This is a genomic window from Thiorhodovibrio winogradskyi, assembly GCF_036208045.1.
Classification (GTDB): Bacteria; Pseudomonadota; Gammaproteobacteria; order Chromatiales; family Chromatiaceae; genus Thiorhodovibrio; species Thiorhodovibrio winogradskyi.
Genome location: NZ_CP121472.1, coordinates 4521613 through 4544169, shown reverse-complemented (window position 1 = coordinate 4544169; position 22557 = coordinate 4521613). Strand labels below are relative to the sequence as shown.

The 22557-nt window shown below is 60.9% G+C and carries 22 protein-coding genes; 9 read left to right on the top strand and 13 right to left on the bottom strand.

Going from position 1 to position 22557, the window contains the following annotated elements; translation table 11 throughout:
• Positions 1 to 239: 239 nt before the first annotated feature.
• Positions 240 to 1022 carry a TatD family hydrolase gene (locus Thiowin_RS20870; RefSeq protein ID WP_328984897.1) on the bottom strand — a complete coding sequence of 261 codons (783 nt, stop codon included), beginning with the start codon at positions 1020 to 1022 and terminating at the stop codon, positions 240 to 242.
• A 235-nt stretch (positions 1023 to 1257) separates the two neighbouring features.
• A complete protein-coding gene (locus Thiowin_RS20865) occupies positions 1258 to 1812 on the bottom strand; it encodes a DUF2058 domain-containing protein (protein WP_328984896.1) in 555 nt (184 codons plus the stop codon).
• Positions 1813 to 2024: 212 nt separating this feature from the next.
• Here Thiowin_RS20865 and Thiowin_RS20860 point away from each other — a divergent pair, with 212 nt between their 5' ends.
• Positions 2025 to 2543, top strand: a complete 519-nt coding sequence (locus Thiowin_RS20860) for an OmpH family outer membrane protein (RefSeq protein WP_328984894.1) — start codon at positions 2025 to 2027, stop codon at positions 2541 to 2543.
• Between the two features lie 199 nt (positions 2544 to 2742).
• Entirely contained in the window at positions 2743 to 3000 is a 258-nt protein-coding gene (locus Thiowin_RS20855; protein ID WP_328984893.1) for a YdcH family protein, read from the top strand.
• 93 nt (positions 3001 to 3093) lie between these two features.
• Here the strand turns inward: Thiowin_RS20855 and Thiowin_RS20850 are convergent, their stop codons facing one another.
• Both Thiowin_RS20850 and Thiowin_RS20845 read right to left on the bottom strand, forming a co-directional pair.
• Positions 3094 to 3987, bottom strand: a complete 894-nt coding sequence (locus Thiowin_RS20850) for an amino acid ABC transporter substrate-binding protein (RefSeq protein ID WP_328984892.1) — start codon at positions 3985 to 3987, stop codon at positions 3094 to 3096.
• Between the two features lie 9 nt (positions 3988 to 3996).
• On the bottom strand, positions 3997 to 4509 hold the full coding sequence (locus Thiowin_RS20845) for a PH domain-containing protein (protein ID WP_328984891.1): 513 nt from the start codon (positions 4507 to 4509) through the stop codon (positions 3997 to 3999).
• Positions 4510 to 4782: 273 nt separating this feature from the next.
• On the opposite strand from Thiowin_RS20845, the gene Thiowin_RS20840 reads away from it, so the two are divergent.
• Both Thiowin_RS20840 and treZ read left to right on the top strand, forming a co-directional pair.
• Complete coding sequence (locus Thiowin_RS20840) at positions 4783 to 5385, top strand: hypothetical protein (RefSeq protein ID WP_328984889.1); 603 nt, start codon at positions 4783 to 4785, stop codon at positions 5383 to 5385.
• A 62-nt stretch (positions 5386 to 5447) separates the two neighbouring features.
• On the top strand, positions 5448 to 7364 hold the full coding sequence (treZ, locus tag Thiowin_RS20835; protein ID WP_328984888.1) for a malto-oligosyltrehalose trehalohydrolase: 1917 nt from the start codon (positions 5448 to 5450) through the stop codon (positions 7362 to 7364).
• Between the two features lie 80 nt (positions 7365 to 7444).
• Here treZ and Thiowin_RS20830 read toward each other — a convergent pair whose 3' ends face one another.
• Both Thiowin_RS20830 and Thiowin_RS20825 read right to left on the bottom strand, forming a co-directional pair.
• The gene (locus Thiowin_RS20830; protein WP_328984887.1) at positions 7445 to 8416 is read right to left on the bottom strand and encodes a GNAT family N-acetyltransferase; all 972 of its coding nucleotides are present in this window, start codon (positions 8414 to 8416) and stop codon (positions 7445 to 7447) included.
• Positions 8417 to 8432: 16 nt separating this feature from the next.
• On the bottom strand, positions 8433 to 9386 hold the full coding sequence (locus Thiowin_RS20825) for a DMT family transporter (RefSeq protein ID WP_328984886.1): 954 nt from the start codon (positions 9384 to 9386) through the stop codon (positions 8433 to 8435).
• A gap of 474 nt (positions 9387 to 9860) precedes the next feature.
• Between Thiowin_RS20825 and Thiowin_RS20820 the strand changes: the two genes are divergently transcribed.
• Both Thiowin_RS20820 and Thiowin_RS20815 read left to right on the top strand, forming a co-directional pair.
• The gene (locus tag Thiowin_RS20820; RefSeq protein WP_328984885.1) at positions 9861 to 10433 is read left to right on the top strand and encodes an OmpA family protein; all 573 of its coding nucleotides are present in this window, start codon (positions 9861 to 9863) and stop codon (positions 10431 to 10433) included.
• Between the two features lie 145 nt (positions 10434 to 10578).
• Entirely contained in the window at positions 10579 to 11160 is a 582-nt protein-coding gene (locus Thiowin_RS20815) for an OmpA family protein (RefSeq protein WP_328984884.1), read from the top strand.
• Positions 11161 to 11364: 204 nt separating this feature from the next.
• Here the strand turns inward: Thiowin_RS20815 and purB are convergent, their stop codons facing one another.
• The 7 genes from purB to Thiowin_RS20780 all read right to left on the bottom strand — a co-directional run bounded on the left by purB (position 11365) and on the right by Thiowin_RS20780 (position 19227).
• Positions 11365 to 12738 (bottom strand): adenylosuccinate lyase, encoded by a 1374-nt coding sequence (gene purB / locus Thiowin_RS20810; RefSeq protein WP_328984883.1) that lies wholly within the window; start codon positions 12736 to 12738, stop codon positions 11365 to 11367.
• Positions 12739 to 12753: 15 nt separating this feature from the next.
• Positions 12754 to 13050 (bottom strand): type II toxin-antitoxin system RelE/ParE family toxin, encoded by a 297-nt coding sequence (locus Thiowin_RS20805; protein WP_328984882.1) that lies wholly within the window; start codon positions 13048 to 13050, stop codon positions 12754 to 12756.
• Positions 13047 to 13289, bottom strand: a complete 243-nt coding sequence (locus Thiowin_RS20800) for an addiction module protein (protein ID WP_328984881.1) — start codon at positions 13287 to 13289, stop codon at positions 13047 to 13049. The genes Thiowin_RS20805 and Thiowin_RS20800 overlap by 4 nt, the downstream gene beginning before the upstream one ends.
• A gap of 116 nt (positions 13290 to 13405) precedes the next feature.
• Positions 13406 to 16072, bottom strand: coding sequence for an aconitate hydratase AcnA (acnA, locus tag Thiowin_RS20795; RefSeq protein ID WP_328984880.1), 2667 nt, complete (start codon positions 16070 to 16072; stop codon positions 13406 to 13408).
• Positions 16073 to 16247: 175 nt separating this feature from the next.
• Positions 16248 to 16889, bottom strand: a complete 642-nt coding sequence (gene hflD / locus Thiowin_RS20790; protein WP_328984879.1) for a high frequency lysogenization protein HflD — start codon at positions 16887 to 16889, stop codon at positions 16248 to 16250.
• Between the two features lie 163 nt (positions 16890 to 17052).
• Positions 17053 to 18150: a tRNA 2-thiouridine(34) synthase MnmA gene (gene mnmA / locus Thiowin_RS20785; RefSeq protein ID WP_328984878.1), complete on the bottom strand. Its 1098-nt coding sequence runs from the start codon at positions 18148 to 18150 to the stop codon at positions 17053 to 17055.
• Between the two features lie 9 nt (positions 18151 to 18159).
• Positions 18160 to 19227, bottom strand: coding sequence for an agmatine deiminase family protein (locus Thiowin_RS20780; RefSeq protein ID WP_328984877.1), 1068 nt, complete (start codon positions 19225 to 19227; stop codon positions 18160 to 18162).
• A gap of 147 nt (positions 19228 to 19374) precedes the next feature.
• Here Thiowin_RS20780 and tsaD point away from each other — a divergent pair, with 147 nt between their 5' ends.
• The 3 genes from tsaD to Thiowin_RS20765 all read left to right on the top strand — a co-directional run bounded on the left by tsaD (position 19375) and on the right by Thiowin_RS20765 (position 22494).
• Positions 19375 to 20418 carry a tRNA (adenosine(37)-N6)-threonylcarbamoyltransferase complex transferase subunit TsaD gene (tsaD, locus tag Thiowin_RS20775; RefSeq protein ID WP_328984876.1) on the top strand — a complete coding sequence of 348 codons (1044 nt, stop codon included), beginning with the start codon at positions 19375 to 19377 and terminating at the stop codon, positions 20416 to 20418.
• A gap of 145 nt (positions 20419 to 20563) precedes the next feature.
• Complete coding sequence (locus tag Thiowin_RS20770; RefSeq protein ID WP_328984875.1) at positions 20564 to 21454, top strand: Uma2 family endonuclease; 891 nt, start codon at positions 20564 to 20566, stop codon at positions 21452 to 21454.
• Between the two features lie 242 nt (positions 21455 to 21696).
• Positions 21697 to 22494, top strand: a complete 798-nt coding sequence (locus Thiowin_RS20765) for a thiazole synthase (protein WP_328984874.1) — start codon at positions 21697 to 21699, stop codon at positions 22492 to 22494.
• Positions 22495 to 22557: the final 63 nt, after the last annotated feature.

Genomic DNA, 22557 nt, shown 5'->3' with positions numbered 1-22557 from the left:
TGGTCACATAATAATCCTGGGTGGCTTGGAGTGAAAGGTTCGGCATGTATCTGGTTTTAAAACAATAGGCTTTGCCGCCGCTGGCTGTTCTGCTGACGTTGAAGTTTGCTTTGCTGCGCTGCCGGCGCCGTGGCCGTTGTGGCTTGGCGCTGAGCGCGGTTCTGGGGCTGTGGTTGTTCGCCTCCCTGCCGTTCAAACAGCTTCGCCAGGCTGATCGCCCGGTGGATTATTCGTGGCTATCAGAGCAAGCTTGCCAGCGATCTGTCGAGTTGCAAGACGCTGATGGCGTTGGCGGTGGTGGCCTTGGCAAGCTCATCGAGACTCTCGGTGCGCACCCCGGCCAGGGCGGCCAGCACCTCGGGCAGATACTCAGGGCTGTTGCGCTGTCCCTGATGCGAGGCAACTGTCATGTCGGGTGCGTCTGTCTCAAGCACCAGCGCCTCGAGCGGGAGTTCGCGCGCCAGATGCCGCAGTTTGCGCGAGCGCCCGAAGGTGAGCATGCCGCCGAAGCCGAGCTTGAAGCCTAGTGCCAGATAGGCCTGAGCCTGTTGCAAGCTGCCGTTGAACGCATGGGCGATGCCGCCTCGCAGTTGGGCCGTGCGTAAGACTTGAATCACTTCGTCATGGGCCTTGCGCACATGCAGCAGCACGGGCAGGTTGAACTCCCTGGCAAGGATGAGCTGCCGCGTGAAATACCAGCGTTGTGTGTCGCGGTCGCAGTCCCGGTCGGCGAAGTCAAGCCCAATCTCGCCGATGGCGATAGGTGGCTGTTGTCGCAGTCGCTCGCGCAAACGGTCGATGTCCGCCGGCTGATGCGCTGTAATGAACAGCGGGTGCAAACCCAGCGCAGGAAAGCAGCTGCCATGGCTTCTCTGGCAAAGGTCCAACACGCCCTGCCAGGTTGCGCTGATGACGCCCGGAATCAGGATGGCAAGGACACCGCTTGCGCGGGCGCGCGCCAATACCTCGGTGCGATCCTGGTCAAAGGCGGAAAAGTCCAGGTGGCAATGGGTGTCCAGCAATTTCAGATTCCGTTTTCCTGCGCCCGGTTGTTGGCGCGGTTATCAGAAGACGTGCCATCTTGGCGCGCCATGAAGCGGCTGGAAGCCGCTTCTAACCAGATGAAACACCCAAATTTGGAGTTGCTGATGGGTGTCGATCAGTTGCACGGTCGCTCGCTGGGTTGTTGGCAGAGCTTGTCGCCATTTCCATGACCCGCGGCTCCATCACCGCAGATCCCACTCACATGGGACTCAATTACCACATGAGATCGTCCGGCACCTGGTATTCAGCATAGTCGTCTTCTTCCGCCGACTGCTCGCCGCACTGGTTCCAGACGAGAATTCGCCGCGGGTCGCGTTCGGCGACGCGCGCTGCGATCTCCGCGGGGATGAGCTCATAAAAAGTGTCCTGACGCACGATGGTGAGCTGGCCACCGACGATGGCGGCGTGTTGGGCGGCGTTGACATGGAGCCGTTTCAGTGCCGAGCCGTCGGCAAAGTTATAGGCCAGGTCGCCATCGACGCGCGCCACTCGATGGCGGTGAATCAGCTCCCGCAGTGCGCTTTGGGCGGCTTTCAGCGCGGCTTCTTCCTCGCGCTGGCGGTTCAGCTCACGGTCGCGCGCGGCTTTCTCCGCCTCGGCGCGGGCAAGGGCCTCGCGGCGTTCGGCTGATTCGGTATCGCTGCCCTGGCGGCGCTGTTTGCGCTTTTTGGAATGGGTTTGTTTGGCCTGCTGCGAACTGACCAGGCCGGCTTGTAAAAGCTGATCCTGTAAGGAATTGCCCATGTGCACCCCATGCTCTGGTTTCATGACGCTTCAAGTCCAACGCGCGCGGGCTGGCGGCGACGCTGGTTTGAACCCCTTGTTTTTCGTGTCGAACCGCAATCATCCGGCCGCCGATGACGGAAAGCAAAAAAACCCTGCCTGATTGTTATAAACTCTGTTTTTTTTGCCTTGGATCGACTCCGTGTCGGTCCTGCTTGCCCAAGTCTTAACGGGAATACCCTTGTGGGAGAGAGTGAATGAGACGACAGACCGCGTTATTGTACCTTGCAAGCCTGTTGTGTGTGCCCTTGCTTGGCCTTGCGGATGCGCAGGCGGCGGATATCGCTCATGTAAGCATGCAGCGGGTGTTGCAGGAAAGCCAGCTTGGTCGCGATGCCGAGGCCCGGCTTCAGGAGCGCTTCAGTCCTAAGACCGAGCCCTTTGCCGAGAAGGAGATGGCAATTCGTCAGCTCCAGGCAGCGCTCGAACGCGACAAACCCCTGATGAGCGAAGCCCAGGTCGAGAAGAAAGAAACCGAGATTCGTCAGCGCATCCAGGCATTCGAGCAAGACTTTTCTGCCGTGCAGCGCGAGTTGATGCAGGCCCAGCAGGAGGAAGCGGCGAAGATTCTCGAGCCGGCGGGAGTAGCATTGAAAGCCCTGGCCGAGAAGAAGAAACTCTCCGCGGTGTTTGAGTCCAGTCAGTCGGGGATCTTGTATCTCGATCCCGAGTCGGATCTCACCGACGAGCTGATTGAGAAGATGAACAAGAATTAATGACCCAGCGCAGCCTTTTGGTATAGATGGGTTCTTTGTGCCCAGAGTTTTCGCCGGGGGCGCCCCGCGGGTTCTGACCGCGTTAGAAGCGCTGGGCTATACTTGCTGGGGTATGATCGCTCGGATTTTTTGAGGCTAGTTCTTTATTATAAAGCGCATTGGCCTTGGCTGGTGCTGACAATGTGGAGAAAATACAACGATGCTTGGAGAAGTGCACGACCTGATTCACGAGTTTCCTGAGCTCGTCGGAAAAATCGATGCAATGCGGGGAGCCGATTCGGATTTTGCCGAGGACATGGACAGATACGACGCGCTCGATGCACGCGTCCGCAGGCTTGAGGAGTTGGGAACGCCCGTGGCCGATGAGACCATTGAGGATCTTAAGAAAGAACGACTGTTGCTGAAAGATCGCCTTTATGAGCGCTTGAGAAGCGAGGCGAGCGCAGTCGCGACCTGAGAGAGTTCCGGGGCGCTTCCTCCCTACGGCTTATCTCTGTAAGAGCTCCAGTTGAGAATTGGGCAGTATTGCGAGCGCATGGATGCGCAGGTTTCAATCCTGGAGCGCGAAAATAAAATAGATGGAATCCAGCAGCGGCGTCGGCTGGGCATCATCGCCAAACCAGCGCGCGAAAATGCGGTCAATTTCCTCGGACGCATAAATTTGCGCTAGCCCCCTGTTCACCGCTAGGCGAAAGTCTGCATCGTCACGCGAGAGTGCAAGGGCGTAGGGATCGACTGAAAAGTCGGTGTCAATAACCTGATAGGCATTGGTCTTGCCACTGGCCGCCACTTGTCCGATCAACACCAGGCGGTCATCAGCGAAGGCATCTATGGCACCCGCCAGGAGTTGCTCGCGTCCATCCTTGGCGTCTTTAATCGGCTTGAGCTCGGCGTTGATCAGACGCTCGGCCAGCACTGGGCGCAGCCGATGCTCGGTGGTGGTTTCCGGGATCACCCCGATGGCCTTGCCGCCCAAGTCCGCGAGGCTCCCGATTCCTGCGTTTTTCAAAACCAAAATGCCACCGGATTCGACGAAAATCGGATAGGAGAAATCCACCTTTTGTTGGCGTGAAAGCGTCATGGTGGTGGTGCCGCAGTCTAGCTCCGCCTCGCCGTTGGCTACGGCGGCCAGGCGCCTGGGAGTGTTGCCCTCGATCCAGGAAATGGCAATGCCGTCGAGCCCGAGGTCGCGCTGAATGCTGGCGACGATGCGCCGGCATAGGTCGACCGAATATCCCCGCGGCAGGCCGTCTTCGTCTTTGAAGGCGATGGGGTAAGAGTTCTCCGGGTAAGCGATACGAATTTTTTGGCTCAGCGCGATGCGTGCGAGCACGCCACTATCGCCGAGCGCGCTCAGGGGTGTGAGGAAGACACTCACGCCCAGCAGGAGCAGTGCGGTGAGTCCACGAGCCTGATGGCATTCAAGGGATCTGGCAATGTTCACGAAGGTACCTTAGCCTGCTGTTGAAGCGCGCTGGCGAATGTGTTCTCTAATCTCGTTGGGGCGGGGTAGCCCGTGGACCGCAAGTTCGGGCTCATCACCGGTTGTGAAGATCAGCAAATCACCGGCGCCTACCAGACGCTGGAGCAGCGATTGATGAACCTGTACGGTGCGAACGGAGCCCATGTTGATCTCGGTGTAATTCTTGGCGAGTAGTCCGTGAGTCCAGATGATCTCGTTGGGATAAATTTCCAGCTGGTCGACCAGGCAGGTCAGCCACCAGCGCAACAGGTTAAAGGCGCCAATTGCGGCGATGCCATAACCCGCGTACCGGGCCAGGAAACGCGGCTGCAGCTGCCACCCATGAAGGGCAGGGAAGCTGGCATAGAGTGTTTCGAGGTAGGGCAGGTTGCCGGTCAGGCCGATCAAGAGTCCGCCAGCCAGCATCAGCCAGGCGATTATTGTGCCCATCGGGCGCATCCGCCAGACCGACGGATTGGCTTGGTAGAGAATCTCGGACATCATGGCCTCCTGTGGGCGCCAACCGGGCGCGATGGGGCGGCATTATATACCGAGCGCTGCCGGGCGCTTGAGGTTGAAGCGATGCAATGCCGAGTTGAGTGCTGGTCTTGATGCTGGCTGTGATATCAGCCTTGGCAGCGACCGGGATGGCGCTGCCGGAGCGGTGCGGCCATCCCCGGCCGTGACGGCAGGCGGTTGAGCCGTTAAACTTCCAGCTAGTGGTCGTCCTGCCGCATGGAAGCGAGGCCTTCATTCGCCGTTGGCAGTTGCCCTGTGTTGCGTTTTTTCGCCCATCTTTTGACCTTTATTCATATCACCTTCGGCTCGTTCAGATCTCATTTAGGAGCATCGATGTTCACTTTTTCACGCCGGCTGCTTTCATGCTCGCTTGTGCCGCGTCGGATGATCTCCGCGGCGGCGGTGTTTCTGTCCCTGATGCTCATCGGGTGCGCGTCGGGCGATGGACCCTATTTGTTTGACGCGGGGCCGGGAGCGCGCTTCAGCGGCGTTTCAGAGCAAAAGGCATTGGCGCGCATTCAACACTTTTGCGGCAATGATAGCGTTGGAGATCAGCGCCTCGGCACGCTGCTCGAGAGCAACCAAGCCTTTCGCGCCCTGACGCGTGAGTTCTATCGTGGCGAAATCTCCAACGATGAATATATTGATAGGGTATTTCGGCTGCATCCAGCCGCCGATGGCAATGTGCCCGCCATTGGCTGCGTGATTGCCGAGTTTAACAACTGTCTTGCCGGAGATTGCGGCCTCAAGAAAGCCACGTCCGGTCCGGCCAGCGCCCCTGCTGCCGAACGTAATCTCGCCATGCCAGTGACAGCTGAAACCGAAATGTCAGTGGTCCCGGAGCTTGAGGCAGAGCTCTAATGGCCTTGCAGAGGCACCAGCCTCGCGGATGACGCCGCTGTTTCACGGCAAGGAAACTGGGCTTGACTGAACAACAGCGGCAGGTGCGGCGGTGCCAGTCCATGCCATTTGGCTGCGAGCGCGACCCAGAAGGACGCTTTTGCTTTCAACTGTGGGCGCCGGCGGCCAGCCAGGTGTTGCTGCGACTGACATCCGATGGGCGCGAGCATCTCATCCCTATGGAACGCACGCGGGACGCCTGGTACCGTCACTGCTCCGATCTCGCTCAACCCGGCGATCTTTACTGCTATCAACTCAACAACGGGCTTTGCGTGCCCGACCCTGCTTCGCGTTATCAACCGCTGGATGTTCACGGACCCAGTCAGGTGGTGGATGCCCATGCCTTTGCTTGGCAGGATGTCCGTTGGCGCGGCCGTCCTTGGCCGGAGGCCGTCTTCTATGAGTTGCATGTTGGCAGTTTCTCGCCCACCGGGGACTTTACCGGTGTTGAAGCGCGGCTGGATGATCTGGTCGATCTCGGCATCACGGCCATCGAACTAATGCCCCTTGCTGACTTTCCCGGCCGCTGGAACTGGGGCTACGACGGTGCCCTGTTGTTTGCGCCCGATAGCCGCTATGGCACGCCGGACGATCTCAAGCGTTTAGTGCAGGCCGCGCACCAGCGCGGGCTCATGGTCTTTGTGGATGTGGTCTACAACCACTTTGGGCCGGAAGGCAATTATCTGCACTGCTACGCGCCCGGATTTTTCCACCCCGAGCGCCAGACGCCCTGGGGCGCGGCCATGGATTTCGATGGGCCGCATGCCGCCCCTGTGCGTGAGTTTTTTATTTGCAACGCACTATTTTGGATTTTCGAATACGGCTTCGATGGGTTACGCCTGGATGCGGTTGATCGCATTGTCGACGGCTCCCAGCCCGATTTCCTCGACGAATTGGCAACGCGGGTGCGATCCGTGGTGGGTTTTGATCGCCATGTTCATCTGGTGTTGGAAAACGACCATAATGACGCCCGTCGCCATGCACGCGATGGGAAGGGTCGGCCCGTCTTTTATACCGCTCAGTGGAACGATGATGCCCATCATGCCCTGCATGCGGCCCTGACCGGTGAGTCCGACGGCGTCTACCAGGACTATGCCGATGCTCCCATCGAGCGGGTGGGGCGGTCCTTGGCCGAGGGCTTCTGCTATCAGGGGGAGTCCTCGGCCTTTCGTGCCGGGCGCGTGCGCGGGACCGCCAGTGCTCATTTGCCGCCAATCGCCTTTGTCAATTTTTTGCAGAACCATGATCAGATTGGTAACCGAGGGTTTGGTGAACGACTGGAGCACCTAATCCCGGCGCGGTCTTTCGAGGCAGCTCTGGCCACGGTGCTCTTGGCGCCGGCGCCGCCTTTGCTGTTCATGGGGCAGGAATTTGCCGCGACCACGCCGTTTTTGTTTTTTTGTGATCTTGAGCCCAGCCTGATGGAGCAAGTGAGCGCGGGGCGTCGGCGCGAGTTCGCCACGCAGTCGGCATTTTCGGATCCGGGGTTATTGCATGAGATCCCGCTGCCGGGCGACCCCCAAAGCTTTCTGGCCTCCCGCCTGGACTGGTCGGAACGCGAGCGTTCAGCAGGTCGGGAGCGGCTGGCGCTGCATGCCAAGCTTTTGCGGCTGCGGGCAGAGCACATTCTTCCCCTGTTGCCAGGGTTGCATCATGGCGGTCGCTGGCAGCGGCTGGGGGAGGCGGGACTGTCCTGGTGTTGGCGGACGCGGCAGGGCGAACGCTTGCATCTGAGCGTGAATTTGGGGTTGGAGCCGATTGGACGGGAGCATAGCGGGCAGGCAGCCTGGCCAGTCGAGCCGGATCGGGACCGAATCACGCCGATTTATGAGCAGCCCGTCAGGCAAGAGATCGAGTCCTCGTCCGACTCCTGGAGCGACCGGCTCTCCGAGTGGCCGCCTGGCTGGGTTTGCTGTTGGATGGATGCGGCTGATTCCTGACGTTGCTGAGTCTTGCCACCGATGTCTTACTAAAAGAGACCATCGTACCAAGTATCAGATGTAGGGTCACAGATAAAGGGTCACAGATAAAGGCGGCGCAATCCGGGATGCATATCGCCCTGCTCCCATATCTGATCAAACAGCCGTCGCAGGCGACGGGTCTCGGCCCCGGAGTTAAAGTCGACCAGGGTCCGACGCGGGTCCTGGTGACGCGTCAGACACAGGCCATCTTGATCGCAGAGCAGGAATTGATCGCGATACTCGGCCCAGTCCTTGGGTACCAGGCGGATTTGGACATCGGAGCTGAGCAAGCGCGCGAGTTCAATCAGCCGATGTCCTCGGCGCAGACTGGGCTCGGGGTCGCTGACCAGAATTTTTACCGGTAGGCGACCACGCAGTTCAATCGCGAGATAGCGTAGTGCCTCGACAAAGTCTTGATGATCGTAAATGTCCGGCTGCAGATCGGTACTGAGCAGATTCACTTGCCGCCGTGCCTGCGCGGCTAGCTGGCGGACCGCCAGCGCCAGATGGGCCCTTTGGGTCAGAAACAGGCGTCCGCTGGTTTCGCCGAGCAGGCGTGCGCGCAGATCGGCGCTGATCAGCGCCTCCGGCGCTTGCAACACCATGCGTTGGAGTCTCTGGCCCTGTTGTTCAACAGGCGCATCCTCCGCGATCAGACCAAGCCGGGCGAAGAAAGCCTGGGTGCTATCGTTTGCATAGACAAATGGCGTCACCCGCCGATGACTTTGCAACTCGCGTGCGGCACTCGCGAGCAGCGCGCTACCGATCCCGCGTCCGCGCCAGGCAGGCTTGACCGCCAGGCGTTCGATCTGACCGGACGGCAGCCATCGCAACGTTCCAATGGCTTCCGGCGGTTCGCCAGCCCGAACAAGAAGGTGCCGTGCCTTGGTATCGGCGCGATCCCACTCCCGCGTCTCCTCGCCGCTAAGTTCCTCGATGAAAACCGCCTGGCGAACCGCGCGCAGTTCCCGTCCCTGGCGCTGCCAGTCGGCGTATTCGATACGATACTCGGGTAAGGTAGCAGTGGGCATGGTTGTGGGAACTTGGCTAATCAGGGTCGAGAGATGTTCTCATCGCGGCGGTGCTGGTCGCGGGCGGCGCAAGCTCGATAGAGCGAGCTGGTTGAGAAGCGCGTCGCCGGCTAACCAGCCAGCCGGCCCCGGCAATGAGGATGGACCCCAGCACCAGACGCCAGCCGACGGGCTCGGCCCAGATCAGCCATCCGAACAGAGCACCGAAGACGACCGAGAAATAGCCGAAGGGCGCCATGCGCGACGCGGGTGCGCGTGACAGGCCAGCGGTCAGGGCGAGCTGCCCCAAAGTGGCCAGCGCGGCGATGGAAAGCAACCATGGAAACTGCGTTGAACTTGGCATTTGCCAGCTCCAGCTTAGGGGTACGGCCGAGATGATGGTTGCAATGAGAGCAAAGTAAAAGACAATCCCGAGCGAGGGCTCGCTGCGGCAAAGGCGTCTGATGGTCACCTTGGCCAGAGCCGCGAACATCCCGCCGAGTAAACCGACTAAAGCCACCGTGGAGACGCCCCGCACCCCTGGCGAGAGGATCATCAGCACGCCGCAAAAGCCGAGGCCGAGTGCGATCCAGATCAGCGGAGTGAGTTCTTCGCGTAGCCACAGAAAGGCGATCAAGGGGATGAAAAGGGGGGCGGTGAGCTTCAGCAGCATGGCTTCTGCAAGGGCAATGTGGGCAATTGCGTAATAAAAGGCATACATGGCGGACAGACCCGCGACAGCGCGCAGCAGATGCAGGCCCAGTATTTTCGCTGGCATTCTGGCTGGTACCCCGGTGGACAGCTCTCGGGGGTTGTGTCGCGCGAGCCAGGGTGCCAAGAGTAACAGGCCGAACAGATTACGAAAGAAGACGATGACTTCGTTTGGTAGTTGTGTTGCGACGAAGCGAATGCTCACACCCATGGAGGCAAACAGGAATTCACCCAAGACAATGAAAAATCCGGCTAGCAACAGAGAGTAGGGGGATGGCAAGGTCGCGCTCTGTTGGCAGGAAGAAACTGTGGCTTTTCTGCAAAAAATAAAAAAACTAAAAAAACAGTATCTTATAGTTGCATACTGAAGCGTGGTCAAGCTCTAGTTGCGAAATTGCCGCCTAAAAAAAATTTGGTCGCACTTTTCGCGATAAATTCAGCTACAATAAAAGGCGCGAGCACCTAGAAGGAGTTCAAGGCTTAAGTTCCACCAAATTTTGCCGTATCCGGCCACATCTGCTCAAGCGTTGCGGTTACTTGAGCAGCGTGGCTGATCAACAAAGTCGCACCGGGTTGCCGCCAACCAACTCAACCATAGCCATCCATTGGACCCAGGGTTGGACTCAAGGTTCGTCCCAACCTGTATCCCAATGTTACTTTGGGCATCCTAGGCTAAGTAGCACGCAAGACGTTAACGCTGGGGGGTTAAATGCGTTCTGACTCGAATCACAAGCGGTTTACCGCTCTTGCCGGAGTGATCGCGGCGGCGATGCTGAACCTGTTACTGACCGCTGCCGCTTCATCAACCGTGCGCGCGGACGTGATGGAACATTTTTGGTCCGGGCCAGCTGGCACTGGTTGGACCAACTCCTCTGGCGAGTGTTGGCAGAGTCAGTCTGGGCCAAGCGATGTGGCGCCTTGCGCGGCGGCAGAGATCATCAAAAGTCTCACGATTGAGTTGACGAACGACGAATTCGATTTTAACAGCGCGGCTATCAAGCCAGAAATGGCGGTGGCGCTTGATGGTATCGCGCGCGCCGTGCGTGAGAGTAGCGGCGATGAAATGCTGACTATTGTCGGTCATACCGATAGCGTTGGCAGCCAGGAGTTCAACTACAAACTCGGGCTGCGTCGTGCCGAGTCAACTAAGGACTACCTTGCCAGTCTTGGTATTCCCACAAGTCGCATGCTGACCCGCAGTGCAGGTAAGCTCGAGCCCATAGCCACAAACGATAACGACGCCGGACGTGCCCGAAACCGTCGTATCGAGATCCGAACGCGGTTTTATACCGAGGGCGGTCGGCCTGTTGATGTTGATATTCAGTAGTGGATATCACTGTTGGCGTAATCAGTGATCCAGCATGCGCCGTGGGTCGTCTGATGGCTGCCTAGACTCAATCCCAGAAGTCAATCCCAGAAGTCAATCCCTAAGTCAAAACTCATTGTTAACTGAAGAAAGAGAGGAAAAACCCATGTTTCATATGACTCAACTGACCCGTACCGCAGGGGCGGCTGCCCTAGCCCTGTCTCTGACCGCGCTGCCTGCCATCGCGATGGACAAGGAAGAAACCTACTGGTACGCAAAGGGCGACGTGAGCCTGCCAGATGGCCAACTGTGGGCGAACAGCTATGGCGAGTGCTGGCAGAGTGCCTATCCCGATGGTCCGACCAATCTGCCGCCATGTGATGACGTCGTCGTGCCAGAAGAGTTCACTCTGCGTCTGAACTTCGAGTTCGATAAGTACCACATGGCAAATGTCGTTAACCGCGATGAGGTTGCTCGCCTTGATGACTATATCGCCAACGTGAAGGCGACTCCCGCGCAAGAGTATCTGACTGTTGTTGGTCATACTGACGTTGTTGGCAGCCAAGCTTATAACTATGGCCTTGGCATGCGTCGTGCCACTGCCGTGCGCAATCACATGATCGACCAGGGTCTGCCTGCTAGCAGCATTGCTCCGGCCGAGAGCCGCGGCAAGCTGGAGTTGCTTCCCGAGTACCCGGCTGACTCAGTCATGCAGCGTCGTGTGGTCATTCATTCCCAAGCAAACTGATTAGGAAAGCGAATCAGGCAAACTGATCGCTTCTGCACAACAGGAGTTCATCAGATAAGAAAAAGCCGACCGGCACTTGCCGGTCGGCTTTTTTTATGGGGATCGCAAAGTGCCGAGAAGAAACGAGCGTGATGGTGCTCAGCCGCACAAAGTTTGCCAAAAAATGGTGGTTTCAACCTTTGGGATGCTGCCTCACCATGAGCCTTATATGGCACGTGCTTGCGCAGCGGCATTGCCGGTGTAGCGTGCTGGTGTCAATTCGCGCAGAGCCGCTTTAGCCGGTTCGGGGATCTCCAATGCCTCCACAAAGGCCGCGAGTTCCGCCGCGCCAATTCGCCGCCCGCGCGTCAATTCCTTGAGCTTTTCGTAGGGCTCCGGCACCCCATGGCGGCGCATCACCGTCTGCACGGCCTCTGCTAGTACCTCCCAGTTCTGATCCAGATCGGCGGCCATGCGCGCGCCATCGGCTTCGAGCTTGCCCAGACCGCGCTGGGTGGAGGCAATGGCGATCAGGCTATGCGCAAACCCCACGCCCAGGTTCCGCAGCGCGGTGGAGTCGCTCAAATCCCGCTGCCAGCGCGATACAGCCAGCTTGGCACCGAGATGGCCAAGCAGCGCATTGGCGATGCCAAGATTACCCTCGGCGTTCTCGAAGTCGATCGGGTTGACCTTGTGCGGCATGGTCGAGGAGCCGACCTCGCCCGCGACCGTCTTCTGGCGAAAATAGCCGATGGAAATATAGGCCCAGAGATCCCGGCACAGATCGAGCAGAATCTGATTGAAGCGGGCGAGGGCGTCGAACAGCTCAGCCATGCCATCATGTGGCTCAATCTGGGTGGTGTAGGGATTCCAGGCCAGGCCGAGGGATTCGACAAAGCGCTGGGCAAAGTCGGGCCAGTCGATCCGCGGATAGCTGATCAGGTGCGCGTTGTAATTGCCCACCGCCCCGTTGATTTTGCCCGGCAGGGCCACGCTGGCAATGGCCTCGCGTTGGCGGCGCAGCCGGTGCACCACATTGGCGATCTCCTTGCCCAGGGTGGTGGGCGAGGCCGGCTGGCCATGGGTGCGCGCGAGCATGGCTTGCTCCGCGTGCTGGTGGGCGAGTGCGCGCAGTTGTTCAAGCAAGCCGTCGATGGCCGGCAGTAGCACCTGCGCGCGCGCCTCGTGCAGCATCAGCCCATGGGCGAGGTTGTTGATGTCTTCCGAGGTGCAGGCAAAGTGAATAAACTCCGCCACCGCCGCCAGCTCGGGCTGATCGGCGATGCGTTCTTTCAATAAGTACTCCACCGCCTTGACATCATGATTGGTGGTGCGCTCTATCTCCTTGACCCGCGCGGCCTGTTCGACTGAAAAGCCGCGGACAATGTCATCAAGCCGCGCCTCGGCCTCGGCGGACAAGGGCGGCACTTCGAGGATGTCCGGGTGCGCGGCCAGCGCCCGCAGCCAGGCAATCTCGACGCGCACGCGCCGCTCGATCAGGCCGAATTCACTGAACATCGGTCGCAGCGCTGCCGTGGCGCGCGCGTAACGACCGTCGATGGGGGAGATGGCGGTTAGGGGAGTGAGTTCGACGGACAATGGTTCGGGCTCCAGTTATATCCTGCGCTGCCAGACTGCTGGGGAACGGCGGTGATGAAAAACCGCGAGGACAAGAATGCGTTCGGCTGTCGTGCGGAAATAGATGCTGTAGGGGAATCGCTTCACTGTAATGCGGCGGACATCTTTATGTGTCAGGGCGAACAGCTCCGGTTGCTCGGCGATGACGCCAAGACAGCGGTCGATTTCCAGAATAAAGTCGGTACCGAGATTTGCGTGTTGATTCTCATACCAGATGGCGGCTTCAACGAGTTCCCGTCGCGCCGCCCGAAGAAAGTCAACCGGCAACTTCATTCCCTGATCCGTGATTCCTTGATGCTTGTCAGTGCTTCCGCCTTGACCTGTTGCCAGGGAACAATATCGTCTGGATTGGCATCATGCTCGGCTAAACGTCGATCAAGCTCGGCAATTTGCGCATCCGTTGGCGGTGGAGCCGCGTTGCGGCTGGAGATCTCATTCCAAAGCGCTTCAACAAGCTCGAGCTGATCTTCCACATTGAGCTGTCGGACCTGATCCAGAAGCGGGATTGTCATGAGTCGCGTTTCCCCCGCGTTCTTCTCGAATGCGGTTTAATGGGCATTAATTAGGAGATGGTTTTCATGAGTCTCAGAGAGAAGCGATCCCGCTGAGGCAAAAAGCGATGTGAACCTCAAGCCCCGGCCAACCGCCGCAGCACATAGTGCAAAATACCACCATGGCGGTAGTAATCGGCCTCATTCGGGGTATCGATCCGCACTCTTACAGTGAAGGATTTGACCGTACCATCCGCGCCGGTTGCGGTCACTTGCACCTGCTTGGCATTGCCATCGTCAAGATCGCCGATGTCAAACGCCTCCTGCCCAGTCAGCCCAAGGGTGGCGGCGCTGTCACCGGGGGCGAACTGCAAGGGCAGTATACCCATGCACACCAGGTTGGTGCGATGAATGCGCTCGAAGCTCTCGGTTAGCACCGCGCGCACGCCGAGCAGGCGCGGGCCCTTGGCGGCCCAGTCGCGCGAGGAGCCGGAGCCGTATTCCTTGCCGGCAATCACCATGGCCGGCACAGACTCGGCCTGATAGCGCATGGCGGCATCGTAGATGGATAGTTGCTCGCCGGATGGCTGATGCAGGGTCACGCCACCCTCGGTGCCGGGGGCGAGCTGGTTGCGCAGGCGGATGTTGGCGAAGGTGCCGCGCATCATCACCTGATGATTGCCGCGCCTTGAGCCGTAGGAGTTGAACTCACTCTCGGCCACGCCCTGCTCAAGCAGATAACGCCCGGCCGGGCTGTCGGCCTTGATGGCGCCGGCTGGGGAAATGTGGTCGGTGGTGACCGAGTCGCCCAGCAGCGCCAGCACGCGCGCGCCGGTGATGGCGGCGACCGGCTCTGGCGTCAGTGTCATGCCCTCGAAATAGGGCGGATGCTGAATATAGGTGGAATCCGCCGCCCAGTCGTAACGCTGGCCCTCGGGCGCGGCCAGTTCCTGCCAACGGCTGTCGCCGGCGAAGACCTCGGCGTAACTTTTGCTGAACTGGCTGGCGTTCAGGGCGCTGGCAATGGTGGCCTGAATCTCGCCCTGGCTGGGCCAGAGGTCTTTCAAATACACTGGTTGGCCCTTGGCGTCCTTGGCCAATGCGTCCTGGTAGGGATCGAGATCCATGCGCCCGGCCAGGGCATAGGCCACCACCAGCGGTGGCGAGGCGAGGTAATTCATGCGCACCTCGGCATGGACCCGGCCCTCGAAATTGCGATTGCCCGACAGGACCGAGACGACGCTGAGCTGGCCCTCGGCAATGGCGGCCGAGACCTCCGGGCGCAGCGGCCCGGAGTTGCCGATGCAGGTGGTGCAGCCATAGCCGACCACATGAAAGCCGAGGTTTTTCAGCGGTTCCATCAGCCCGGCCGCTTCCAAATAGCGGGTCACCACCATGGAGCCCGGGCCGAGCGAGGTCTTGACCCAGGGCGGCACCGATAGTCCGCGCGCCACGGCTTTTTGTGCCACCAGCCCGGCGGCCAGCATCACACTCGGGTTGGAGGTGTTGGTGCAGGAGGTAATGGCGGCGATCACCACCGAGCCATCGTTTAGAGTGCAAGATTGTCCGTTGATCTCGGTCGTCACCGGGGTGCCGGGGGCGCGGCCGCTCTCGTGCTGGGCCTTGGTCAGAGCCTCGTGGAATGCGCCTTTCATGGCGGTGAGCGCGACGCGATCCTGCGGGCGCTTGGGGCCGGCCAGGCAGGGCACCACGGTGCCGATGTCCAGTTCCAACACCTCGCTGAAGCGCGGTTCGGGACTGCTGGCCTCGGCGAACATGCCCTGTTCCTTGGCATAGGCCTCGACCAGGGCCACCTGCTCAGGGTCGCGCCCGGTCAGGCGCAGGAAGTCGAGGGTTTCCTGATCAATGGGGAAAAGACCACAGGTGGCGCCGTACTCAGGTGCCATGTTGGCGATGGTGGTGCGCTCGCCCATTGGCAGAGTCGCCACCGCCGGGCCAAAGAATTCAACAAACTTACCCACCACTCCATGTTGGCGCAGTCGCTCGACAATGGTCAGCACCAGGTCGGTGGCCGTGGTGCCCTCGGGCAATTCGCCGGTTAGGCGCATGCCGACCACTTGCGGAATCAGCATGGACACCGGCTGGCCGAGCATGGAGGCCTCGGCCTCGATGCCGCCAACGCCCCAGCCGAGCACACCCAGGCCGTTGATCATGGTGGTGTGGGAGTCGGTGCCGACCAGGGTGTCTGGATAGGCCTGACGGCGGCCTTGGTGTTCGCCTGCAAAAATCACCCGCGCCAGATACTCGACATTCACCTGATGCACAATGCCGGTATCGGGTGGTACCACCTGAAAATTATCGAAGGCCGTCTGCCCCCACTTCAAAAAGGCATAGCGCTCGCGGTTGCGCGAGAACTCGAGCTCCGCGTTCCGGGCGAAAGCGCTGTCGCTGGCGTAATAATCAACCTGTACCGAGTGGTCGATGACCAGCTCGGCGGCTTGCAGCGGATTGATGCGCTTGGGATCACCGCCGAGCGCGCTCATGGCATCGCGCATGGCGGCCAGATCCACCACCGCCGGCACCCCGGTAAAATCCTGCATTAGCACGCGCGCTGGGCGGTATTGGATCTCGGTCGCGGGCTCGGCCTGCGCGTCCCAGGCGGCGAGTGCCTCGATATCCTCGCGTCGCACGCTGACGCCATCCTCGTGCCGCAGCAGATTCTCCAGCAGAATTTTGAGCGAAAAGGGCAGGCACTCGCTGCCCGGCACGGCGTCAAGGCGAAAGATGTCGTAGGTCTGATCGCCGACGCGAAGTTCGGCCTGGGCATTGAAACTCTTGGACATGAGGTAATTTCCGGCGGTGTTGGCGGCGAACCGAATGGATTGCAGAATAGATGGATTGGAGTAAGGGGATTCTAGTCGCCAGGACGCGGCGAGAAAAGGATAAGCAGTCCGGTGGGGCCCCGGTGGAAGCTCAGTGAGAGCCCTTTAGGATAGGTCGGGGTGGATTGGCAACCACTCAGGCATTCTGGTGGCGTGTCAGATAATCGCGCGCGGCGTCCAGCAAGCGTTTGCGCCCAAACAGAATTTGCCAGCGGGTGCCGCCGAGCTGCTGCCACAGAATGGCCGAGCGGATACCGGCCAGCAGCAGGGCGCGGATGCGGTCCTGATTCTCGCTGTTTTTCAAATACAGCGGATTGCCGCGCACCAGAATGCGTGGCTCCAGCGCGCTGATATTTTCGCTGTAGAGCGCGGCCAGGGAGGCGAGCAGCTCGGGGGCCAGCAAGCTGCCCTGGCTGATACCCTGACGGTGCTTGGCATCCGCGATCTCGATGCCAATCCCAATGCGTCTTAGCACTTCCGGGTTCTCGCTCAGTGTGCGGCCGTGTTTGAGCAGGCTGACCAGATAACGGGTCATCTCCAGGTCGCGACTCGGTTGCCCGGTGATCTGGCCAATCAGCGCGCGCATGCCCAGGGCCACCGCGCCCGGCGGGCCATAGACCGAGGGCGTGTCTGGCGCGTCGAACTGAAACAGGCTATGGATGCAGGGCTCCATGGGTTCGGCATCCATCAAGCCGCGATTGGCAATGAATTGGACGCAGTGGGCAACCTGGTGCAGGCCGGCCAGGGCGATGACCCGCTCGGTATCGTTATGTTCCATTGGCAAGAAGTGGCTAGTGGCTAGTTGTTCGTGGTTAGGCAATGTCCAACAAAAACCTTATGTGTGGCCAGTAAAGGCGGATTGATTCACCTAGAGGGTAGAATTGATGCGCCCTTAGGCAGCCTTGTTTTGCTTCGACGGGATTGGCTGAACCTGGCCGGATTCAGCCTGCCGCCGCGATGATACAGCCTCCAAGGCATTGGTCGCGGCGATAAAAAACAACCGACTGCCCGGGTGTCACCGCGCGCTGGGGGACGGCAAAACGCAGCTGGCAGCCATGCCTATCGTACTCGAGTAGGGTGCAGGCTTGCAGCGGCTGGCGATGGCGCAGACGGCACAGGCAGTCGAGCGGCGCCGGCGCCGGTGGTTCGCCGCTGATCCAGTGCGGTTGCTCGCCGCTCAGCCCGCGCGCGAACAGCAGCGGATGGTCGCCGCCCTGCACCACAATCAGGGCATTGCGCGCGGGCTCCTTGGCGGCAACAAACCAGGGTGCCTCGGCGGCACCCGCCTGGCCACCGATGCCAAGCCCCTGACGCTGGCCGATGGTGTAATAAGCCAGCCCCTGATGTTCGCCTAGCACCTGGCCCTCGGGCGTTTCGATGGGACCCGGCTCGCGCGGCAGGTAGCGGGCAAGAAAATCGGCGAAACGGCGCTCGCCGATGAAACAAATGCCGGTGCTGTCTTTTTTGCCGGCATTGGCAAGGCCCAGTTGCCGCGCCAGCGCCCGGACCTCCGGCTTGGTCTTTTCGGCGAGCGGAAAGAGCGCCCGTCCAAGCTGGGCTTGATCGAGCCGATGCAGGAAGTAGGTCTGGTCCTTGTTGCCATCCCGGGCCAGGCGCAAGCGTGCTTTGCCGTTCTCACGGGTCACGCGCGCATAGTGGCCGGTGGCGATCCAATCGGCGCCCAGGCTCAGGGCATGGTCGAGAAAGGCGCGGAACTTGATCTCGCTGTTGCACAGGATGTCAGGATTCGGCGTGCGCAGGGCGCGGTATTCGGCGAGGAAACGCTCGAACACCAAGTCCCAGTACTCGGTGGCGAAGTTGACCGTGCGCAGCGGGATGCCGAGCCGCTCGGCCACCGCCTGGGCATCGGCAAGGTCTTGCGCCGCCGCGCAATAGCCTGGCTTGTCGTCCTCCTCCCAATTCTTCATGAAGAGCGCTTCGATGCGATAGCCTTGCTCGATCAGCAGATGGGCGGCGATGGCGGAATCAACGCCGCCCGAGAGCCCGACCAGAACGCGCTGGGATGCGGATGGGGACATGGCGCTGGGTTAGGCTTGGGGTGCGCGCAGGGTCAAGCCGGCCGGCAACTGCATGCAGGCGCAGTGCAGGCTGCCGCCCTGGGCGACCAGCGCGCGGCAGTCGATGGCATGGACCTGGCGCCCTGGGAAAGCCTCTTGCAGCAAGCGCGTCGCCTCGGCATCGGCGGGATCCTGGTACACCGGCAGCAGCAGAGCGCCGTTGATGAGCGCGAAATTGGCGTAGCCCGCGGGTAAGCGCTGCCCGTCGGCGGCGAACAACGGGCGCGGCTGGGGTAATGGCAGCAGACGGTAAGGCTGACCATCAGGATCGCGCAGCGCCCGCAGCTCGGCGATCATTGCTTGGATGGGACCATGATCGGGATCGGTCGCATCCTCGCAGGTCACATGAGCGATGGTACGCCGATCGACAAAGCGGGCGAGGGTGTCGATATGACCGTCGGTATCGTCGCCGCTCAACTGGCCCTGCTCCAGCCACAGAAAATGGCGGATGCCAAGGCGCAAGCGCAGCTCCCGCTCGATCTCATCCTGGCTCCAGCCGGGATTGCGCGCCGGATCGATCAGGGTGCGACGTACCAGCAGCAGGCTGCCGGCGCCGTCGCTGTCGATGGCGCCGCCCTCCAGTACCAGCTCGCTGCGCTGCCAGGGGCTGTCGCCAAAAACGCCCTGCTCGCACAAGCGGGCGGTGATGGCATCGTCCAGCTCGCTAGCAAATTTTCCGCCCCAGCCATTGAAGCGAAAGTCCATCAGGCAGGGCTCGCCCTGAGCGTTCGGTCCCGGACTTTGCAATACCGCGATGGGCCCATGATCCCGGGCCCAGGTATCATTGCTCGGCACAGGTGCGAAGATGAGCCTTGATGCTGGCACTCCAGCCTCGCTCAGCCGACCCGCCACCCGCGCCTGCCAGGCGGCGTCCGGGCAGAGAATAAGCGCCGGCTGATAGCGGCAGAGCGCGCGCACCAGCTCGACATAGACCGCCTCGACCGCCTCGAGCTGGTCATGCCAGTCGGTGTCCGGATGCGGCCAGGTCAGCATGAGCGCGCTTTGCGCGTCCCATTCGGCGGGCAAAGTGGTTATCATCGCGGCAGCTTTTAGGTCGTTTTCAAAAACATCAGTCTAAGCCCAGCATTCGCCCAGGCAAAGTAGCTTGGCCGAGAGATGGCGCCCAATAGCAAACCACTAGCCACTAGCCACTAGCAATTAACCACTAGCCACCAACCACTAAAAATGCGCGTCCTCGGCATCGAAACCTCCTGCGACGAGACCGGCGTGGCCATCTATGGCGACGACATCGGCCTGGCCGCGCACGCGGTCTACAGTCAGACCGACATCCATGCGGAATACGGCGGCGTGGTGCCTGAGCTGGCCTCGCGCGATCATATCCGCAAGACGCTGCCGCTGATCCATCAGGTGCTCGACGAGGCCGGGCTGGGCGCGGACGCCATCGATGGTCTGGCCTATACGGCCGGCCCTGGGCTGATTGGCGCCCTCTTGGTCGGCTCCGCGCTTGGGCGCAGTCTGGCCTGGGCCTGGGGCGTGCCGGCCATTGGCGTGCACCACATGGAGGGGCATCTGCTGGCGCCGCTGATTCCAACGGGGCTGGAATCCCCGGCGCCTGCCTTTCCCTTCGTCGCGCTCTTGGTCTCGGGCGGGCACACCCAGCTGGTCGAGGTCCAAGCGGTCGGGCGCTATCGGCTGCTTGGGGAGTCGGTCGACGATGCCGCCGGGGAGGCCTTCGACAAGACCGCGAAAATTCTTGGGCTGCCCTATCCCGGTGGCCCCGCGCTGGCGAAGCTCGCGGAGCGGGGCGACCCCGGGCGCTATCGCTTCCCGCGCCCCATGACCGATCGGCCGGGGATTGATTTCAGCTTTAGCGGGCTCAAAACCTTCGCGCTGAATACCCTTGGCCAGCTGCGGACCTCTGGCGAGGATTCCACCCAAGGCCGCGCCGATATTGCCCGCGCCTTTGAGGATGCGGTGGTTGACACCCTGGTGATCAAATGCCGCCGTGCCCTGCAACAGACTGGTCTGCGGCGCATCGTGCTGGCAGGTGGTGTCAGTGCCAACCGCCGTTTGCGCGCGCGCATGACCGAGGCGATGGAAGCCATCGGCGGCCAGGCCTTCTACCCGCCCCTGGCCTTGTGCACCGACAATGGCGCCATGATCGCCTATGCCGGCTGGTATCGGCTCAGCGCCGGCCAGCGCGAGCCGCTCGCCTTCCGCCCGCGCCCGCGCTGGTCGCTGGAGGAGCTGCCGCCCCTGGATGGCTGACAGGCTATCTTGGCAAGAGGGGCAGCCGATGTGACCGCAGTGCTGTGTTAAGCTTTTCATCAGTGGTCAGTCAACCAAACCCAAGCCAGATCCGGGATTGAAGACTTGTTTGGGATCTCTTATGCGATCGCGGAGGCGCCAAATCATGTCACAGGCAGCCCGTTACTTCCCCGACCGAATGAGCACGGCCATCAATGGCGGCAGCCACGGGATCGGTGAGCGGCTCGATGCTCGGGTTCTCGATTGCATCAATGAGGCACCCGCGAACGAGGGACTGTTGATCAGCGAGGCCGATTACTGGGAACACTATTACGAAGCCGAGGGCGGCTATGAATGGAACAATGGTCGCTTGGAGGTGAAGCCGGTGTCGGATTTTCTGACCGTCCTTTGCTACCGTTGGTTCTTGCGGTTGCTCGAGCAATTCCTGAGCGTCGAACCCATCGCGGCGCTGACCGCCCTGGATTTTGGTTTCCGCATGCAGTTGCCGGGAAAAGTGGCCATCCGCAAGCCCGATCTCGGCGTGATCCTGAAGGACAATCGCCAGCCGCTCGCGGGGCTGGACCGCACTTTTCGCGGTACCTGCGATCTCTGTATCGAGGCGCTGTCCGATAGCCGGCGCGGTGCGATAGAGCGCGACACCCGCACTAAGTTTGAGGAATATGCCGCGGCGGGGGTACGCGAGTATTTCATCCTGCACCATCGCCTGGACCTGTGCGCCTTTTATCGGCTGAACGAGGCTGGCCACTACGAGTCTATTGACACTGGCGATATTGGCGATACTGGCGACAACGGCGATGGCCTGCTGCGATCCGTCGTGCTGCCTGGTTTTCAGCTGCGGCTTGCGGATTTGGAGCGCCAGCGCGAGTTGCCGGAACTCATGGATGATCCAGTCTACAGCGCCTTCGTGCTGCCTGGCTGGCAGGCCGAGCGTCGCGCGCGGGTCGCGGCAGAACAACGCGCCGAGCAGGAAGCCGAAGCACGCCACGCGCTGGAACAGGAACTTGCCCGCCTGCGTGTGGCTGCTGGCGAGCGCTAGACGCAGCGGGTCACCCAAGCGAAAGCAGCTTTGCCAGGTCCAGGGCGAGCAAATCGCAAGGCCAGGGCGCGGGGCTCTCGGCTATCCTCGGTGACCGCGCCCTTGTTTGATCCAATGCTCTGATCCTAGCATCTGACCCATTGCCTAGCCTCCATTGCCGACGCCGGTGACAGATCCCGTGCCGGGATTCTGCAATGGCCTATTCATTAACATCATTCGACTGCCGAGACACATTATTCATCATGACTGCATCGACCTCAGCCTCCGATTCCCTCACCATTGCCGGTCGTATCTACAACTCCCGCCTGCTGGTTGGCACCGGCAAGTATCGCGATCTGGACCAGACTGCCCGCGCCATCGAGGCCAGCGGTGCCGAGATCGTGACCATCGCCGTGCGCCGCACCAACATTGGCCAGAATGCCGGCGAGCCGAACATTCTCGATGTGCTCTCGCCCGAGCGCTACACCATCCTGCCCAACACCGCCGGTTGCTACGATGCCGAGACCGCCCTGCGCACCTGCCGCCTGGCGCGCGAGCTGCTTGACGGCCACAACCTGGTCAAGCTTGAAGTGCTGGGCGATGAGAAAACCCTGTTCCCCGATGTGGTCGCCACCTTGCAGGCCGCCGAGGTGCTGGTGAAGGAAGGCTTTGATGTGATGGTCTACACCAATGACGACCCCATCATGGCCAAACGGCTGGAAGAAATCGGTTGCGTCGCGGTCATGCCGCTGGCCGCTCCCATTGGCTCCGGGCTGGGGATTCGCAACCGACTGAATATCCTCACCATTGTCGAAAATGCCAAGGTGCCTATTCTGGTCGATGCCGGCGTCGGCACCGCCTCCGATGCCTCGGTGGCCATGGAGCTGGGTTGCGATGGGGTGCTGATGAACACCGCCATCGCCGCTGCCCGCGACCCCATCCTAATGGCCAGCGCCATGCGCAAAGCCATTGAGGCGGGGCGCGAGGCGTATCGCGCCGGACGCATGCCAGCCAAGCGCTTTGCCTCGGCCTCCTCGCCCATCGAGGGGACCTTTTTCTGAGCGCCTTCTCCAGCTTGGGCGGAACCAGGCCCCAGCCGTTTGTCTTTGCACCGGCGGAAGCGG

Coding starts and splice junctions, on each gene's coding strand:
- Thiowin_RS20865 (WP_328984896.1), bottom strand. CDS start 1,812: ATGAAACCAGAGCATGGGGTGCACATGGGCAATTCCTTACAGGATCAG.
- Thiowin_RS20860 (WP_328984894.1), top strand. CDS start 2,025: ATGAGACGACAGACCGCGTTATTGTACCTTGCAAGCCTGTTGTGTGTG.
- Thiowin_RS20855 (WP_328984893.1), top strand. CDS start 2,743: ATGCTTGGAGAAGTGCACGACCTGATTCACGAGTTTCCTGAGCTCGTC.
- Thiowin_RS20845 (WP_328984891.1), bottom strand. CDS start 4,509: ATGATGTCCGAGATTCTCTACCAAGCCAATCCGTCGGTCTGGCGGATG.
- Thiowin_RS20830 (WP_328984887.1), bottom strand. CDS start 8,416: ATGCCCACTGCTACCTTACCCGAGTATCGTATCGAATACGCCGACTGG.
- Thiowin_RS20815 (WP_328984884.1), top strand. CDS start 10,579: ATGTTTCATATGACTCAACTGACCCGTACCGCAGGGGCGGCTGCCCTA.
- Thiowin_RS20805 (WP_328984882.1), bottom strand. CDS start 13,050: ATGAAGTTGCCGGTTGACTTTCTTCGGGCGGCGCGACGGGAACTCGTT.
- Thiowin_RS20800 (WP_328984881.1), bottom strand. CDS start 13,289: ATGACAATCCCGCTTCTGGATCAGGTCCGACAGCTCAATGTGGAAGAT.
- acnA (WP_328984880.1), bottom strand. CDS start 16,072: ATGTCCAAGAGTTTCAATGCCCAGGCCGAACTTCGCGTCGGCGATCAG.
- hflD (WP_328984879.1), bottom strand. CDS start 16,889: ATGGAACATAACGATACCGAGCGGGTCATCGCCCTGGCCGGCCTGCAC.
- mnmA (WP_328984878.1), bottom strand. CDS start 18,150: ATGTCCCCATCCGCATCCCAGCGCGTTCTGGTCGGGCTCTCGGGCGGC.
- Thiowin_RS20780 (WP_328984877.1), bottom strand. CDS start 19,227: ATGATAACCACTTTGCCCGCCGAATGGGACGCGCAAAGCGCGCTCATG.
- tsaD (WP_328984876.1), top strand. CDS start 19,375: ATGCGCGTCCTCGGCATCGAAACCTCCTGCGACGAGACCGGCGTGGCC.
- Thiowin_RS20770 (WP_328984875.1), top strand. CDS start 20,564: ATGTCACAGGCAGCCCGTTACTTCCCCGACCGAATGAGCACGGCCATC.
- Thiowin_RS20765 (WP_328984874.1), top strand. CDS start 21,697: ATGACTGCATCGACCTCAGCCTCCGATTCCCTCACCATTGCCGGTCGT.